Annotated in this window: 17 protein-coding genes and 1 pseudogene; 10 read left to right on the forward strand and 8 right to left on the reverse strand. The window is 50.8% G+C overall.

Going from position 1 to position 14,852, the window contains the following annotated elements:
* The first annotated feature begins 3 nt into the window (after positions 1-3).
* The 3 genes from trpCF to trpA are packed head-to-tail and all read left to right on the forward strand — an operon-like array spanning position 4 to position 3,372.
* On the forward strand, positions 4-1,362 hold the full coding sequence (gene trpCF / locus FDX24_RS04020) for a bifunctional indole-3-glycerol-phosphate synthase TrpC/phosphoribosylanthranilate isomerase TrpF (RefSeq protein WP_048212577.1): 1,359 nt from the start codon (positions 4-6) through the stop codon (positions 1,360-1,362).
* A 10-nt stretch (positions 1,363-1,372) separates the two neighbouring features.
* The gene (trpB, locus tag FDX24_RS04025; protein ID WP_137363866.1) at positions 1,373-2,566 is read left to right on the forward strand and encodes a tryptophan synthase subunit beta; all 1,194 of its coding nucleotides are present in this window, start codon (positions 1,373-1,375) and stop codon (positions 2,564-2,566) included.
* Positions 2,566-3,372 carry a tryptophan synthase subunit alpha gene (gene trpA / locus FDX24_RS04030; protein ID WP_048211489.1) on the forward strand — a complete coding sequence of 269 codons (807 nt, stop codon included), beginning with the start codon at positions 2,566-2,568 and terminating at the stop codon, positions 3,370-3,372. Before trpB ends, trpA begins: the two co-directional genes overlap by 1 nt.
* Before the next feature lie 32 nt (positions 3,373-3,404).
* Here the strand turns inward: trpA and FDX24_RS04035 are convergent, their stop codons facing one another.
* The 3 genes from FDX24_RS04035 to ompW form a co-directional block, all read right to left on the reverse strand.
* Positions 3,405-4,874, reverse strand: coding sequence for a GGDEF domain-containing protein (locus FDX24_RS04035; RefSeq protein WP_061068011.1), 1,470 nt, complete (start codon positions 4,872-4,874; stop codon positions 3,405-3,407).
* Between the two features lie 187 nt (positions 4,875-5,061).
* Positions 5,062-5,337, reverse strand: coding sequence for a hypothetical protein (locus tag FDX24_RS04040; RefSeq protein ID WP_048211488.1), 276 nt, complete (start codon positions 5,335-5,337; stop codon positions 5,062-5,064).
* A gap of 130 nt (positions 5,338-5,467) precedes the next feature.
* Complete coding sequence (gene ompW, locus FDX24_RS04045) at positions 5,468-6,106, reverse strand: outer membrane protein OmpW (RefSeq protein WP_040233206.1); 639 nt, start codon at positions 6,104-6,106, stop codon at positions 5,468-5,470.
* Positions 6,107-6,387: 281 nt separating this feature from the next.
* Between ompW and FDX24_RS23635 the strand changes: the two are divergent.
* The 4 genes and pseudogenes from FDX24_RS23635 to yciA all read left to right on the forward strand — a co-directional run.
* Positions 6,388-6,474: pseudogene (locus FDX24_RS23635) on the forward strand (YkgJ family cysteine cluster protein); the annotation flags it as partial.
* A gap of 28 nt (positions 6,475-6,502) precedes the next feature.
* Positions 6,503-7,246: a YciC family protein gene (locus FDX24_RS04050; protein WP_040233207.1), complete on the forward strand. Its 744-nt coding sequence runs from the start codon at positions 6,503-6,505 to the stop codon at positions 7,244-7,246.
* A 56-nt stretch (positions 7,247-7,302) separates the two neighbouring features.
* Entirely contained in the window at positions 7,303-7,842 is a 540-nt protein-coding gene (locus FDX24_RS04055; protein ID WP_005126421.1) for a septation protein A, read from the forward strand.
* A 165-nt stretch (positions 7,843-8,007) separates the two neighbouring features.
* A complete protein-coding gene (gene yciA, locus FDX24_RS04060) occupies positions 8,008-8,409 on the forward strand; it encodes an acyl-CoA thioester hydrolase YciA (protein WP_048211486.1) in 402 nt (133 codons plus the stop codon).
* Between the two features lie 68 nt (positions 8,410-8,477).
* Here the strand turns inward: yciA and tonB are convergent, their stop codons facing one another.
* On the reverse strand, positions 8,478-9,197 hold the full coding sequence (tonB, locus tag FDX24_RS04065; RefSeq protein WP_048212575.1) for a TonB system transport protein TonB: 720 nt from the start codon (positions 9,195-9,197) through the stop codon (positions 8,478-8,480).
* Positions 9,198-9,420: 223 nt separating this feature from the next.
* Between tonB and FDX24_RS04070 the strand changes: the two genes are divergently transcribed.
* On the forward strand, positions 9,421-9,717 hold the full coding sequence (locus FDX24_RS04070) for a YciI family protein (RefSeq protein ID WP_048211485.1): 297 nt from the start codon (positions 9,421-9,423) through the stop codon (positions 9,715-9,717).
* Positions 9,718-9,769: 52 nt separating this feature from the next.
* Here FDX24_RS04070 and FDX24_RS04075 read toward each other — a convergent pair whose 3' ends face one another.
* Positions 9,770-9,943: a YciY family protein gene (locus FDX24_RS04075; RefSeq protein ID WP_005126414.1), complete on the reverse strand. Its 174-nt coding sequence runs from the start codon at positions 9,941-9,943 to the stop codon at positions 9,770-9,772.
* A 142-nt stretch (positions 9,944-10,085) separates the two neighbouring features.
* Here FDX24_RS04075 and cls point away from each other — a divergent pair, with 142 nt between their 5' ends.
* Both cls and FDX24_RS04085 read left to right on the forward strand, forming a co-directional pair.
* Positions 10,086-11,546: a cardiolipin synthase gene (gene cls / locus FDX24_RS04080; RefSeq protein ID WP_040233209.1), complete on the forward strand. Its 1,461-nt coding sequence runs from the start codon at positions 10,086-10,088 to the stop codon at positions 11,544-11,546.
* A 34-nt stretch (positions 11,547-11,580) separates the two neighbouring features.
* Positions 11,581-11,910, forward strand: coding sequence for an HI1450 family dsDNA-mimic protein (locus tag FDX24_RS04085; RefSeq protein ID WP_040233211.1), 330 nt, complete (start codon positions 11,581-11,583; stop codon positions 11,908-11,910).
* A gap of 37 nt (positions 11,911-11,947) precedes the next feature.
* Here the strand turns inward: FDX24_RS04085 and FDX24_RS04090 are convergent, their stop codons facing one another.
* Genes FDX24_RS04090 through oppD form a run of 3 tightly spaced genes read right to left on the reverse strand, consistent with a single transcriptional unit; the run spans position 11,948 to position 14,846 of the window.
* Positions 11,948-12,784 carry an ion transporter gene (locus FDX24_RS04090; protein ID WP_048211483.1) on the reverse strand — a complete coding sequence of 279 codons (837 nt, stop codon included), beginning with the start codon at positions 12,782-12,784 and terminating at the stop codon, positions 11,948-11,950.
* Between the two features lie 47 nt (positions 12,785-12,831).
* Positions 12,832-13,836: a murein tripeptide/oligopeptide ABC transporter ATP-binding protein OppF gene (oppF, locus tag FDX24_RS04095; RefSeq protein ID WP_048211482.1), complete on the reverse strand. Its 1,005-nt coding sequence runs from the start codon at positions 13,834-13,836 to the stop codon at positions 12,832-12,834.
* The gene (oppD, locus tag FDX24_RS04100; RefSeq protein WP_005126407.1) at positions 13,833-14,846 is read right to left on the reverse strand and encodes a murein tripeptide/oligopeptide ABC transporter ATP-binding protein OppD; all 1,014 of its coding nucleotides are present in this window, start codon (positions 14,844-14,846) and stop codon (positions 13,833-13,835) included. The genes oppF and oppD overlap by 4 nt, the downstream gene beginning before the upstream one ends.
* Positions 14,847-14,852: the final 6 nt, after the last annotated feature.

A 14,852-nucleotide genomic window follows, 5' to 3' on the forward strand; every position in this document is an offset into this window, starting at 1 on the left:
ATGATGCAAACCGTTTTAGCGAAAATTGTCGCTGACAAGGCGATTTGGGTAGAAGCCCGCAAACAGCAACAACCGCTGACCAGCTTTCAAAATGATGTTCAACCCAGCACGCGTGATTTCTACGATGCGCTGCAAGGGACACGCACCGCTTTTATTCTGGAGTGCAAAAAAGCCTCTCCGTCAAAAGGCGTAATTCGTGATGACTTCGACCCGGCACAGATTGCGGGAGTATACAAACATTATGCGTCAGCAATTTCCGTGCTAACGGACGAGAAATATTTTCAGGGTAGCTTTGATTTTCTGCCCATCGTCAGTCGCATCGCACCACAGCCGATCCTGTGTAAAGACTTTATTATCGATCCTTACCAGATTTATCTGGCACGTTTCTACCAGGCGGACGCCTGCCTGCTGATGTTGTCGGTTTTAGATGATGAACAGTATCGTCAGCTCGCCGCCGTCGCCCACAGCCTGAAAATGGGCGTGCTGACCGAGGTTAGCAATGAAGAAGAGCTGGAGCGCGCCATTGCGCTGGGGGCGAAAGTCGTCGGTATTAACAACCGTGATTTGCGTGACCTGTCGATTGACCTCAACCGTACTCGCCAGCTTGCACCACGTTTGGGTCATGGCGTCACCGTCATCAGCGAATCCGGGATCAACACTTATGGTCAGGTTCGCGAACTCAGCCATTTCGCCAACGGATTTCTGATAGGCTCTGCGCTGATGTCCCATGATGATCTTCACGCCGCCGTTCGTCGTGTTTTGCTTGGCGAAAATAAAGTCTGCGGACTGACTCGTGCACAGGATGCAAAAGCAGCGTACGAATCTGGGGCCATTTATGGCGGCGTAATTTTTGTCCCGACCTCACCACGCGCTGTCAGCGTTGAGCAGGCGCGAGACGTTATGACGGGTGCGCCGCTACAGTATGTAGGCGTGTTCCGTAACACCGACATCGCAGACGTCCGCGAAAAAGTCACCGCACTGTCGCTGGCCGCCGTACAACTACATGGAAGCGAAGATCAGGCCTATATTGATGCTCTGCGCAATGTGCTACCCGCGCAGGTGCAAATCTGGAAGGCGCTAAGCGTCAGCGAGACATTGCCAGCCCGTGATTACCAGCATGTCGATAAATACGTTTTCGACAACGGTCAGGGTGGTAGCGGGCAACGCTTCGACTGGTCACTCTTAGGCGGACAATCGCTGGATAACGTTTTACTCGCTGGCGGACTCGGTGCAGATAACTGCGTCGACGCGGCTAAAACCGGCTGTGCCGGGCTCGATTTCAATTCTGGCGTAGAGTCACAGCCGGGCATCAAAGATGCGCGTCTTCTGGCTTCAGTCTTTCAGACGCTGCGCGCATATTAAGGAAAAGGACATGACAACATTACTCAATCCGTATTTTGGTGAATTTGGCGGTATGTATGTGCCACAGATTCTGATGCCTGCGCTGCGCCAACTGGAAGAAGCGTTCGTCAGTGCACAAAAAGACCCTGAGTTTCAGGCACAGTTTACAGACCTGCTGAAAAACTATGCTGGTCGCCCAACTGCGCTGACCAAATGCCAGAACATTACTCAAGGCACCAGCACCACGTTGTACCTTAAACGTGAAGATTTGCTGCACGGCGGCGCGCACAAAACCAACCAGGTGCTGGGCCAGGCGTTGCTGGCGAAGCGTATGGGTAAAACCGAGATCATCGCCGAAACCGGCGCGGGTCAGCATGGTGTGGCGTCTGCCCTTGCCAGCGCCTTGCTGGGTTTAAAGTGCCGTATTTATATGGGTGCGAAAGACGTTGAACGCCAGTCGCCTAACGTTTTCCGTATGCGTCTGATGGGCGCTGAAGTGATCCCGGTTCACAGCGGTTCCGCGACGCTGAAAGATGCCTGTAATGAAGCGCTGCGCGACTGGTCTGGCAGCTATGACACTGCGCACTATATGCTCGGTACGGCGGCAGGTCCGCACCCCTTCCCGACCATTGTACGTGAATTCCAGCGCATGATCGGTGAAGAAACCAAAGCGCAGATCCTCGAAAAAGAGGGTCGCCTGCCGGACGCCGTGATCGCCTGCGTGGGCGGCGGTTCTAACGCCATCGGTATGTTCGCCGACTTTATTAATGAAACCAGCGTCGGGCTGATTGGCGTAGAGCCAGGCGGTCACGGGATTGAGTCTGGGGAACACGGCGCGCCGTTGAAACATGGTCGTGTCGGGATTTACTTCGGCATGAAGTCCCCGATGATGCAAACCGAAGAAGGACAGATTGAAGAGTCTTACTCTATTTCCGCCGGACTGGACTTCCCGTCAGTCGGGCCACAGCACGCTTATCTGAACAGTATCGGACGTGCTGACTATGTATCGATTACTGATGATGAAGCACTGGAAGCCTTCAAAACGCTGTGTCTGCACGAGGGGATTATCCCGGCGCTGGAGTCCTCCCATGCCCTGGCGCACGCGTTGAAAATGATGCGTGAAAATCCGGAAAAAGAGCAGTTACTGGTGGTTAATCTCTCCGGTCGCGGCGACAAAGACATTTTCACCGTACACGATATTCTGAAAGCGCGAGGGGAAATCTGATGGAACGTTACGAAAACCTGTTTGCACAGCTGAAGGACCGCAAAGAAGGCGCTTTTGTCCCCTTCGTGACCCTGGGCGATCCCTCTGTTGAACAGTCACTGAAAATCATTGATACGCTGATCGAAGCGGGTGCCGATGCGCTTGAGCTGGGTATTCCGTTCTCCGACCCGCTGGCCGACGGCCCAACCATTCAGGAAGCGACATTACGTGCGTTCGCGGCAGGCGTCACGCCGTCACAATGTTTTGAAATGTTGGCGTTGATTCGGCAAAAACACCCAACCATTCCAATTGGTTTACTGATGTATGCCAACCTGGTGTTCAGCAAGGGTATTGACGAATTTTACGCACAGTGTGAGAAGGTCGGCGTAGATTCGGTATTAGTCGCCGATGTGCCGGTTGAAGAGTCTGCGCCATTCAGAACGGCCGCATTACGTCATAATGTAGCGCCAATTTTCATTTGCCCGCCTAACGCTGACGAAGAACTGCTGCGTCAGATTGCCGCTCATGGCCGCGGTTATACCTATTTATTGTCACGCGCAGGCGTTACGGGTGCCGAAAATCGTGCGGCGTTACCGTTGCATCATCTGGTCGAAAAGCTGAAAGAATTCAATGCCCCGCCTTCTTTACAGGGCTTTGGTATCTCTGCACCGGAACAGGTGACAGGCGCCATTGAAGCAGGTGCTGCGGGGGCTATTTCCGGATCGGCGATTGTCAAAATCATTGAGAAAAATGTTGCAGCACCAGAGCAAATGCTGGCTGAGCTGAAAGCGTTTGTCAGCGCGATGAAAGCCGCCACCCAACAGTAAGCTAATTAAACCGCCAGTGACTTCTGGCGGTTTTACTCCCTGGCCTGCTTCATTTTGTACATGGCAGTATCCGCATTCTGGATTGCCGCATCCAGCTCCCCCTTCACCTCTGCAATCCCCCACGACACTGACAAGGGTATAGTGTTGCCGTCCACCACAAATACATGGCTGGTCACCTGTCCGCTTATACGCTGCGCAATCGCGATAGCATCACTGGCCTGAGAGCGAAACAGCAGGATCATAAATTCATCTCCGCCGGTGCGGATCACAAGATCGTGGCTGGTACGGGTGTTAGACAACATTCTGTTGGCGATAATTTGCAGCGCACGGTCCCCAGCAGCATGCCCCCAGGTATCATTGACGGCCTTGAACTTATTGCAATCCAGTAGCACTACCGAGCAATGTGATAAATCCCTGCGCTTGATGATGTCGAGAATTCGGCGATTAAAGCAGCCGGTCAGCGTATCAATATAAACTTTCAGGTCGCTTTCATTCAGCCATGATTTTAGCGAGAAAGTAATCATGATGAAAAAGAACGGCGCCAGCAGAATAACAATGCCGGCTTGCGTATCGCGCGCCATAAAACGGCCTAATGACAGCGAATAGTGCAGCGCATATTTTTCTGAGAAATTGCGCACCAAATAGCTGGATTGTCCCGCACATTTGCCGGATAAACAAAGGCTCTCTTTGTTGGTTAAATTCACTAACTCCACGTTCAATCCGGGAAGAATTTGATTATCAAACGCCTCGGCCAACGCTTCCTGCAGCTCGGGTTTCGAATGATCATAGACCAGATAGGCAACGATTTGGTCTGATATCTCTTTACCCGACAGATCGTAGATATAGCTCACCACGCTGTAGGCTTTTTCACCGGTAATTTTATCGGTATAGAAGTTTGTTGAACTGAGAGCTTTATTTTTGACATTTTTTTGCAGCAACCGGGTATAGAAATCGACGGGCGGATAGAAAAACTGCGTAATATCCATCGCCATTTCGGAGTCAGAAAAACTGAAATTGCGCGAGTCGGAAGCCATAAACCAGTAAAAATAATCTGAATGGCTGGCGATAATGTAACGATGCGCATCGAAGCTGCCTGGATTTAGCTCATTAACCATTCCACGAATGAACTCCGCCGCAGTATACATACACAGCGCATTATGGCTGGGTTGCTGAGCAATAATCGTCCCTGTCGCGGAATGAACCCGCTTTGGGTCGGCGTTAATTCCCCATTCATCTTTATTTCGCGGAACAAACTGCGCCATAACACCACACTGTTCGCCGGTTTTGATGTGGTAGTAACGCTCGCCAATCGCATCGGCAATTAGTTCATTATCGTTAAAAATGTCCAACATGTGAGCTTGCAGGCGGCTCACGCCTTCACTGGCGGTCGCCATACGCTGTTCATAAATGATAAACAGAAACAGCGAGGTAAATACCAACGTAATGAGCCCGGATACCAGCAGAGCCTGCCTGTTTCGGAGCTTATCCTGCACAATCTTCACGAGTCCACCCCGATAGTTAACAGTATTACCAAACCGGTTACCCGTTTATGTTGTTGCATAACAGCGTTGTATATGGATAAAGATGTTAACCATCCAGAGACTAATGAGTTGAAATAAGAAGCGCACTCGTGCACGAAAGTTACAGACTTATACAATAAAAGCACATTTTTGTTAACACAAATGCAAACTAATCATCACCTTCAATCGGATACCCTGCCCGACGGATGGCCTCACGGCAGTCGCTCACGCCTGCGGCATAGCCCGCTTCAATCTCGCAAACCGGGCTGGCGCTGCAGTAAGGTAGTGTGATTTGTGTGGCGATGACCTTTTCCAGGGCTTCCACCCTGCTCATGTAATTCAATAATTCGCGCGCAGCATACACGGCAAACTCTGTTGTATCATCGTCTATGGATGCTTCCATAAGGGAAATTTTTTGTTGTAAAAGCTGACGGGTCAATATCATCGTCAATACCCTCAAAGCCAGTTTGCTTAAAGAGTAGCATTACATCGAAGGGGAGAAAGTCGGGAAGGGAAAAAGAGAGGAGAAAAAGCTGGCCGCGAAACGACCAGCCTATCAGACTGGAATCATTGACTTAAAAACGATAACCCGCAGAGAACATAAACACCCACGGATCGAGGCGTACGCTGTCACGCTGCTGGACGCCACCCATTTTATAGCTCGCGGTGGTGTCGATATCCATGTACCAGACTGACATGTTAATCAGCCAGTCGCGGTTGATCAGATAGTCCATACCGACCTGTCCTGCTGCACCCCAGGAGTCTTTCAGGCTCAGATCGGATAAACCTGCTTCTTTCCCGTTGTTGTTAAAACCTTCATCGAAGAAAGTCGTGTAGTTCACACCCACGCCAACGTAAGGACGCAGTTTGCTGCTGGAATCGCCAAAGTACCACTGCGCCATTAACGTCGGCGGTAAATGATGAACGGTGGCAATATCACCGGTTGCCCCGGTGCCTATCTTATGGCGAAACGGCGTGGCTGCCAGTAATTCAACGCCAATATTGTCGGTTGCCATATAGGTGAATGTCAGGCCCAACTGCGTATTGTTGCTGACATCAAAGCCACCCAGGCTTCCCAGCGTACCACCCGCGCCTTCCGTCGGTCTGACGGTAGCCGAGCCTGCTCGAATAAAGAACTCTCCGGCCTCATGCGCAAATGCGTTACCAGAGAGAAGAGTTGTTAAAGCCAATGCTGCAACTGTTAATTTTTTCATGTCCGCTCCATCGTTATGGTTATAAAAGCGGAACGAATATACCCACAATGGAGTAATAAGTGATCTAACCTGGATCACATTGAGTTTGATAATTTAACATTTATTGATCCAGATTAAGTTAGAACTTGCATTCAAAATCCTGGTTAAATTAATTCAGATCAATTTTGATATATTTTCACTATGCAAGTACCTTTAGCGCCAACACAAAGCGTTGGTTATTTGAACGTGATGCACAGAGAACAAACAACGATGTTACAAGATGCTGAAGTCCTGGCCAAAAATTACCGGAGCTTTACAAAGATATGCCTTTCCATACATCGTACGATGCTGCCACTGTAGAGTTATCCAGGGTACAATTGCGCGCAAATGAACACCTGCAAAACTCAAGGAGAGTGCATGTCTATCACGGCGAAATCCGTTTACCGTGACACGGGAAACTTTTTCCGTAATCAATTCATTACCATCTTGCTGGTATCGTTATTGTGCGCGTTTATCACAGTGGTGCTAGGGCATGCCTTTTCTCCCAGCGACGCGCAAATCGCGCAACTGAGCGAAGGGGATCAGCTAACCAGCAGTGTGGGCCTGTTCGATCTGGTACAGAATATGACGCCGGAGCAGCAGCAAATTTTGCTACGCGCTTCTGCAGCATCGACGTTTTCAGGGCTGATTGGTAATGCCATCCTTGCAGGAGGCATCATCCTGATGATTCAATTGATTTCGGCGGGTCATCGGGTTAGCGCATTACGCGCCATTGGCGCCAGCGCGCCGGTATTACCTAAATTGTTTATTCTGATTTTTCTGACTACCCTGCTGGTACAGGTCGGTATTATGCTGGTTGTCGTACCTGGTATTCTGTTGGCTATCTTGCTGGCCCTCGCGCCGGTGATGGTCGTGCAGGATAAAATGGGCGTCTTTGCCGCTATGCGCAACAGTATGCGTCTGGCGTGGTCTAATATGCGACTGGTAGCGCCGGCAGTAATCGGTTGGTTACTGGCAAAAACGCTGCTGTTGCTTTTTGCGCCAAGTTTTGCAGTACTAACGCCAAACGTAGGCGCGGTATTGGCGAATACGCTGAGCAATATGATCTCTGCTGTGCTGCTGATCTATTTGTTCCGCCTGTATATGCTGATTCGTCAATAAACCCTGAACGCATGCCGGGTGTGTTACCCAATGCTTTTTGATTACGGACTCGAAGAATGAAGCAGTTTCTTGATTTTTTACCGCTGGTTGTCTTTTTTGCTTTTTATAAGCTTTACGACATCTACGCGGCGACCTCGGCGCTTATTGTCGCAACAGCTGTGGTGTTGATTTACAGTTGGGTTCGCTATCGCAAAGTCGAGAAGATGGCGTTAATCACCTTTGTTCTGGTTGCTGTCTTCGGTGGCCTGACTATTTTCTTCCACAACGATGAATTCATTAAGTGGAAGGTTACGGTGATTTACGGACTGTTTGCCGGTGCACTGCTGGTTAGCCAGTGGGTGATGAAAAAACCGTTGATTCAGCGCATGTTAGGAAAAGAGCTGACGCTGCCGCAGCCGGTATGGTCGAAGCTAAATCTGGCCTGGGCCGTCTTCTTCATCCTGTGTGGACTGGCCAATATCTACATTGCGTTTTGGCTGCCGCAGAACATTTGGGTCAACTTCAAAGTGTTCGGATTAACCGCCCTGACCTTATTCTTCACGTTGCTGAGCGGAATCTATATCTACCGCCATCTGCCGCAGGAAGATAAATCGTAATAAGTGTTCGCCAGATCTGCGGATCTGGCGAATTTTTACCCACCCACGCTCTTCGTGGCAGACAAGCTGGCTTACATCCCCTCCGCGCGCTGCATCCCCTCTGTTCTCCGCTCGTAAATTCTAGTAGCATCCCGCCTGTAATCTTTCTCTACAGTCGGTTCTACAATGACAACAACGAATAACACCCCCCAGGGTGAACTGGTTTTACGCACTCTGGCCATGCCTGCCGATACCAATGCTAACGGTGATATTTTTGGCGGCTGGCTGATGTCACAGATGGATATTGGTGGCGCTATTCAGGCCAAAGAGATCGCACATGGCCGCGTGGTGACGGTGCGAGTGGAAGGAATGAGCTTTTTGCGCCCGGTTGCCGTGGGTGATGTGGTCTGTTGCTACGCACGCTGCGTAAAACGCGGGACGACGTCAATCAGCATTAATATTGAAGTCTGGGTGAAGAAAGTCGCTTCGGAACCTATTGGCCAGCGTTACAAAGCCACTGAAGCCCTGTTTATCTACGTCGCTGTAGATAAAGACGGTAAACCTCGTCCGATACCAACACAGGTCTGATAACCGCGTTGACACCGTTATCAGACCTGCTTGCCGGAGAAAGCCTGACGCCGACTCCGGCACGCCAGTTACTCAATCTGCGCCGTACCGTTCAGACGGAATACGATATTCACCACCAGGCCAGATCCCGGTTTGCCCGCTTCGTAACGCCATCTGCGCATCGCATTTTTCACTTCACGCTCAAACATGTTGGCAGGCTGTGCGGAAAGCACTTCAACATTCTCCACACGGCCATCTGATGTCACATCAAACTTGACCTTCACCCGACCTTCAATGCGCAAAGCCTGCGCGCGCGCCGGATACTGTGGCTGATTACGACTTAAGGCGCGTGGCCCAGACGGTGCGCTAACCGCAGGTTTACTGGTTGCCGGCGCGGTGCTGGTCGTTGCCGAACGAGCAGGCGCCGTGTTCTCAAACGGCGATACTGGACGCGACTCAACCGGTTTCACGTCACGTTTGGGCTGCTCTTCAACCTTTTTCACCGGTTTTGGCTTCGGTTTTGGTTTAGGTTTCGGTTTCTCAATCACCACCGGCGCCTCTTTTGGCGGTTCCGGTATCGGTTCAGGTTCCGGTTCAGGCTCAACGACAGGCTGCGGCGGTGGTTGAACTGCCTGAGGTGGCTCAAGATCGGCAGGTGCGACCATCGTGATGGAGATCGGCTGCGCGGGTGCAGGCAGTTCAATAACCTGATGTACCGAGGTATACAGCAGACCCGCCACTACAGCGCCGTGAATGCCGACGGAAAGTAACGTCGGCCAGGGAAAGCGACGAGGTAAATCAAGGGTCATTGCAGTCATAATCGTTTCAGTTATAAAACCAGGCCTCGATTTTAAATGCAAATAGCAATCATATTCAATAAGCCCATGACAGTAAGCCGCATTTAAAACGCAATTTCATGTAAAAAAACCATTATCTTAATATGGCCTTAACAAAGCTATTATCTTTACGTTGCAGTTGCCAGGGCTTTCCAATAACGTAAACGCGACTTTTACCGATCAAGGAGCTCTACCCGTGCTGTATGTTATTTATGCTCAAGATATCGCAGATTCTCTCGAGAAACGTCTTTCCGTGCGCCCTGCTCACCTGGCCCGTCTGCAACTCCTCCATGATGAAGGTCGTCTACTGACGGCGGGCCCCATGCCAGCTGTCGACAGTAACGATCCGGGTGCGGCGGGATTTACCGGATCGACGGTGATTGCGGAATTTGAATCTTTAGAGGCAGCGCAGGCGTGGGCAGATGCCGACCCGTATGTAGCTGCAGGCGTTTATGCGCAAGTTTCGGTCAAACCGTACAAAAAAGTATTTTAAGAAACAGAACGGACAGGAATACATTGGGCACCGCAACGGTGCCCTTTTTGGATCAAATGCTGTAGATCGCAAACAGCAACGAATTTCGTTGATGATTGAGAATGCATTTTCTGATGGAGTGGATACGCATGTTACGGCGCGATTGCCCTTCAAGCCAACGTGCTTTACGGCGGCTAGCCTGACGCAGCATCCGCCAGCGTCCCACTTCCGTTCTACTACGCTTCATGTTAACTACTCTTCCAGTCACAGAGCGGGCATTATACCCCCAGACCGCATGCAGACCAGTGGTTTTCCCGTGTTTTTATTTGCCAGATGACTCCTGATGCGTAAACTCTTAACAATACGCTTTCAAAAGGATTTTTAATTTTATGACAACCTTCTACACCGTGGTGAGTTGGCTGGTCATTCTGGGTTACTGGGTACTCATTGCTGGCGTAACGTTACGCATTCTGATGAAGCGACGCGCAGTACCCTCCGCAATGGCCTGGCTTTTGATCATCTATATACTGCCATTGGTAGGGATCATTGCTTATCTGTCCTTTGGTGAACTCCACCTGGGCAAACGCCGCGCCGAGCGCGCCAGAGCGATGTGGCCATCAACAGCCAAATGGCTGAACGATCTCAAAGCCTGCAAACATATATTCGCGCAAGAAAACAGCAGCGTTGCCTCCTCATTATTTAAGTTATGCGAGCGTCGCCAGGGCATTGCCGGCGTTAAGGGCAATCAGCTACAGCTTCTCACCAACTCTGATGACGTGATGCAGGCGTTAATCCGTGATATTCAGCTGGCACGTCACAACATTGAGATGGTGTTCTACATCTGGCAACCTGGCGGTATGGCCGATCAGGTAGCCGAGTCGTTAATGGCTGCCGCGAGGCGTGGCATTCACTGTCGCCTGATGCTGGACTCCGCCGGCAGCGTGGCGTTCTTCCGCAGCCCTTGGGCGGCGATGATGCGTAACGCAGGTATCGAGGTTGTAGAAGCGCTGAAGGTGAACCTGATGCGTGTATTTTTACGCCGTATGGACCTGCGTCAGCATCGTAAAATGATCATGATCGACAACTACATTGCGTATACCGGCAGCATGAACATGGTCGATCCGCGCTTCTTCAAACAAGATGCAGGCGTTGGGCAATGGGTTGATTTAATGGCAAGAATGGAAGGCCCGGTAGCCACCGCTATGGGCATCGTCTACTCATGCGACTGGGAAATTGAAACCGGTAAACGTATTTTACCGCCGCCTCCCGATGTCAACATCATGCCGTTTGAGCAGGCCAGCGGGCACACCATTCACACTATTGCCTCCGGTCCTGGCTTCCCTGAAGACTTGATCCATCAGGCCTTATTGACCGCCGCATATTCTGCTCGTGAATATTTAATCATGACCACCCCCTACTTCGTCCCCAGTGACGATCTGCTGCACGCCATCTGTACGGCAGCGCAGCGTGGTGTAGATGTCAGCATCATTCTTCCACGCAAGAATGACTCGATGCTGGTTGGCTGGGCAAGCCGGGCTTTTTTCACCGAGTTGCTGGCGGCAGGCGTGAAAATCTACCAGTTCGAAGGTGGGTTGTTACATACCAAGAGCGTGCTGGTCGATGGCGAATTGAGTCTGGTCGGTACTGTTAACCTGGATATGCGCAGCCTGTGGCTGAATTTTGAGATAACACTAGTAATTGACGATGCCGGATTCGGCGGTGACCTCGCTGCGGTACAGGATGATTATATTTCGCGTTCCCGCCTGCTAGATGCACGTTTGTGGGTAAAACGACCACTCTGGCAGCGTATCGCTGAGCGACTGTTTTACTTCTTTAGCCCGTTGCTGTAAAACGTGCCCATCAGACAGTAAACAGGTAGTCATTATGGATATGGATTTGAACAACCGCCTGACCGAAGACGAAACGCTCGAGCAGGCTTATGACATTTTTCTCGAACTGGCGGCGGACAATCTCGATCCGGCCGACATCCTTCTGTTCAATTTGCAGTTTGAAGAGCGTGGCGGTGCAGAGTTATTCGACCCTGCACAAGACTGGCAGGAGCACGTTGATTTTGACCTGAATCCTGACTTCTTCGCCGAAGTGGTGATTGGTCTGGCAGACTCAGAAGACGGCGAGATTAACGATATTTTTGCGCGTGTTCTGTTATGTCGCGAAAAAGATCATAAACTCTGCCACATCCTCTGGCGTGAATAATGAAAACAAAAAGCTGCTCTCGCAGCTTTTTTTATTTCTAGTCAGGCAATTTACTTCCGCAACGATTACAAAATTGCGCGCTGTGCTCATGCTGGCTTTGTTGGCACTGTGGACATTTGCGCTGATTTTGCCGGTGCTGAAACGCACTACTCATATGTGTTGTTATCAATCCTGTCGGGATTGCGATAACCGAATAACCAATCAGGATCAGCACTGACGCAACCATGCGGCCAAGCGGTGTATGCGGGGTAATATCACCATAGCCAACAGTTGTAACCGTAACGATTGCCCAATATACCGACGCATTCAGCGTAGTAAAACCATATTTCGGGCCTTCAATCAGGTACATCAGGGCGCCAAAGACAATCATCAGAATGGCAATAAACGAATAAAACAGCATCAACTGATGACGGGCACTTTTAATTGCGCTCCAGAACACACGCAGCGACGGCATAAATCGCAGCAGTTTGAGTATTCGCAGTACACGCAGCACGCGCATCGCTCGCCAGGCGAAAACATAACTCAGACTAATTTCCGGCCATAGCCACATCACATACAGTGGCAGAATTGTCGCGAGATCGATAATTCCCCAGAAGCTAAACACATATTTTGCAGGATTGGCCCAGCAGCACAATCTGAGCAGATATTCGATGGTAAAGACCAGCGTAATAAAGACTTCCAGCCAGACAAAAATATGCCATTCATCATAGGTTAAATGGTATTGCGTCCCGACCCCAGACTCAATGAAGATAACAATCACGCTCAGCAATGCGAACAGTGCGCACATGCCTTCAAAACGGCGCCCCGAGCGCGTGTCTAAATCAAATAATGTACGATAGAGAGTACGGCGAACAGAAGAGACTAAGCCTGACACATTTACCTCACCAAAAAGAAGGGCTGACAGTGTGTCAGCCCTCTCGATTATAGCGGGTCTACTTTTAAGCAGGAAACCGCGTGTCGGAAACTCCCTTCAAGTACAGGACGCGTTTTCGCGCATTCTGGGCCGGCGATCGGACAACGTGTGCGGAACACACACCCCGAAGGCGGATTAATCGGGGAGGGTAACTCACCTTCCAGCAGTTGGATAACCTTGTTCCTCTCCATATCAGGATCGGGAATTGGCACCGCTGACATTAGTGCTTTGGTATAGGGATGCAGCGGATTATGGTACACCTCGTCATAGGTCCCCAACTCCACCGCATGTCCGAGATACATCACCAGCACACGATCGGAAATATGCTTAACCACTGCCAGGTCATGGGCAATGAAGATTAATGATAAGCCCATCTCACGCTGTAATTGCTGCAACAGGTTAACAACCTGCGCCTGAATCGACACATCCAGCGCGGATACAGGCTCATCACAAATTATCAGCTTCGGCTCAAGGATCAACGCGCGAGCAATACCAATACGCTGGCACTGCCCACCGGAAAACTCGTGCGGGTAGCGGTTAATCAGGTTAGGCAGTAACCCCACTTTCATCATCATCGCCTTTACGCGGTCACGGACTTCCTGCCCAGGCAGATTCGGGTGATAAGTCCGCAGCGGTTCGGCGATAATTTCACCGATGGTCATACGCGGGTTTAACGATGCCAGCGGATCCTGGAAAATCATCTGGATGTCACTGCGCACTGCCCGCCACTCATCGGGTTTCATGCCAAGCAAATCTTTGCCGAGCCAGGCGACTTTACCATCAGTCGCTTTTACCAGACCGATAATCGCACGCGCAAACGTCGATTTCCCGCAACCCGATTCCCCCACTACGCCTAATGTTTCGCCCTCATACAGACGTAGGGTCACGCCATCAACGGCTTTCAGCGTTTTCGACGGTTGCCAGAACCACTGTTTACCATCTTTGATGTCGAAATGGACTTTCAGATCGGCAATTTCGAGGAGTACTTTTCGTTGTTCGGTTACCGCATTCATACCAGTTCCTCCACCGGTTTAAAGCAGGCGCGCAGACGGCCCGGACTAAACTCTTCCAGTGGCGGAGCACTGTTACAGATTTCCATGGCATGCGGGCAACGGGGCTGGAACGGGCAGCCTTTCGGTAAACGCAACAGATTCGGCGGATTACCCGGGATAGTCAGCATTTCTTCCCCTTCGGCATCCAGACGCGGGACGGCATTAAGCAGGCCAATCGAATACGGATGAACCGGCTTATAAAAGACATCACGCGCACTACCATATTCCATCGTGCGTCCGGCATACATCACCAACACCTTGTCGCAAATACCAGCAACAACACCGAGGTCGTGAGTAATCATAATAATTGCGGTATTGAATTCACTTTTCAGTTCATTCAGCAGCGTCATGATTTGCGCCTGAACCGTGACATCCAGCGCAGTAGTGGGTTCATCGGCAATCAGTAACTTTGGCCTGCACAGCAGCGCCATGGCGATCATCACACGTTGCCGCATCCCGCCGGAGAATTCATGCGGATACATTTTCATACGCTTACGCGCTTCCGGCATTTTCACCGCATCCAGCATCCTGACTGATTCTTCAAAGGCTTCCGCTTTGCTCATACCTTTGTGTAGCATCAGAACTTCCATTAACTGTTCGCCGACCCGCATATACGGATTCAGAGAGGTCATGGGATCCTGGAAGATCATCGAGATTTGCTCGGCGCGTAGCTTGTTCAGCTCACGCTCCGGTAAGTTCAGGATCTCACGACCGTTGAATGTAGCGGAGCCGCCAATCCGGCCATTTGCGGCCAGCAGGCCCATCAAGGCAAATGCAGTCTGCGACTTACCTGAACCAGACTCACCAACAATACCCAGCGTTTCCCCGGCGCGTAGTGAAAAGTTTAAATCGTTTACTGCAGTAACATCACCATCTGGGGTGGCAAACGTCACACGCAGATCGGTAACGTTTAGCAGTGCGTTAGCCTGTTGTTGCGCGAGCGGCGCGGTTGAGGTCTCAATTACGCTCATGGCGGC

Source organism: Citrobacter sp. wls716 (assembly GCF_005280975.1).
In the GTDB taxonomy this organism is placed as follows: domain Bacteria; phylum Pseudomonadota; class Gammaproteobacteria; order Enterobacterales; family Enterobacteriaceae; genus Citrobacter; species Citrobacter youngae.

Coding starts and splice junctions, on each gene's coding strand:
- trpCF (WP_048212577.1), top strand. CDS start 4: ATGCAAACCGTTTTAGCGAAAATTGTCGCTGACAAGGCGATTTGGGTA.
- trpB (WP_137363866.1), top strand. CDS start 1,373: ATGACAACATTACTCAATCCGTATTTTGGTGAATTTGGCGGTATGTAT.
- trpA (WP_048211489.1), top strand. CDS start 2,566: ATGGAACGTTACGAAAACCTGTTTGCACAGCTGAAGGACCGCAAAGAA.
- FDX24_RS04040 (WP_048211488.1), bottom strand. CDS start 5,337: ATGATATTGACCCGTCAGCTTTTACAACAAAAAATTTCCCTTATGGAA.
- ompW (WP_040233206.1), bottom strand. CDS start 6,106: ATGAAAAAATTAACAGTTGCAGCATTGGCTTTAACAACTCTTCTCTCT.
- FDX24_RS04050 (WP_040233207.1), top strand. CDS start 6,503: ATGTCTATCACGGCGAAATCCGTTTACCGTGACACGGGAAACTTTTTC.
- FDX24_RS04055 (WP_005126421.1), top strand. CDS start 7,303: ATGAAGCAGTTTCTTGATTTTTTACCGCTGGTTGTCTTTTTTGCTTTT.
- yciA (WP_048211486.1), top strand. CDS start 8,008: ATGACAACAACGAATAACACCCCCCAGGGTGAACTGGTTTTACGCACT.
- tonB (WP_048212575.1), bottom strand. CDS start 9,197: ATGACCCTTGATTTACCTCGTCGCTTTCCCTGGCCGACGTTACTTTCC.
- FDX24_RS04075 (WP_005126414.1), bottom strand. CDS start 9,943: ATGAAGCGTAGTAGAACGGAAGTGGGACGCTGGCGGATGCTGCGTCAG.
- cls (WP_040233209.1), top strand. CDS start 10,086: ATGACAACCTTCTACACCGTGGTGAGTTGGCTGGTCATTCTGGGTTAC.
- FDX24_RS04085 (WP_040233211.1), top strand. CDS start 11,581: ATGGATATGGATTTGAACAACCGCCTGACCGAAGACGAAACGCTCGAG.
- oppF (WP_048211482.1), bottom strand. CDS start 13,836: ATGAATGCGGTAACCGAACAACGAAAAGTACTCCTCGAAATTGCCGAT.
- oppD (WP_005126407.1), bottom strand. CDS start 14,846: ATGAGCGTAATTGAGACCTCAACCGCGCCGCTCGCGCAACAACAGGCT.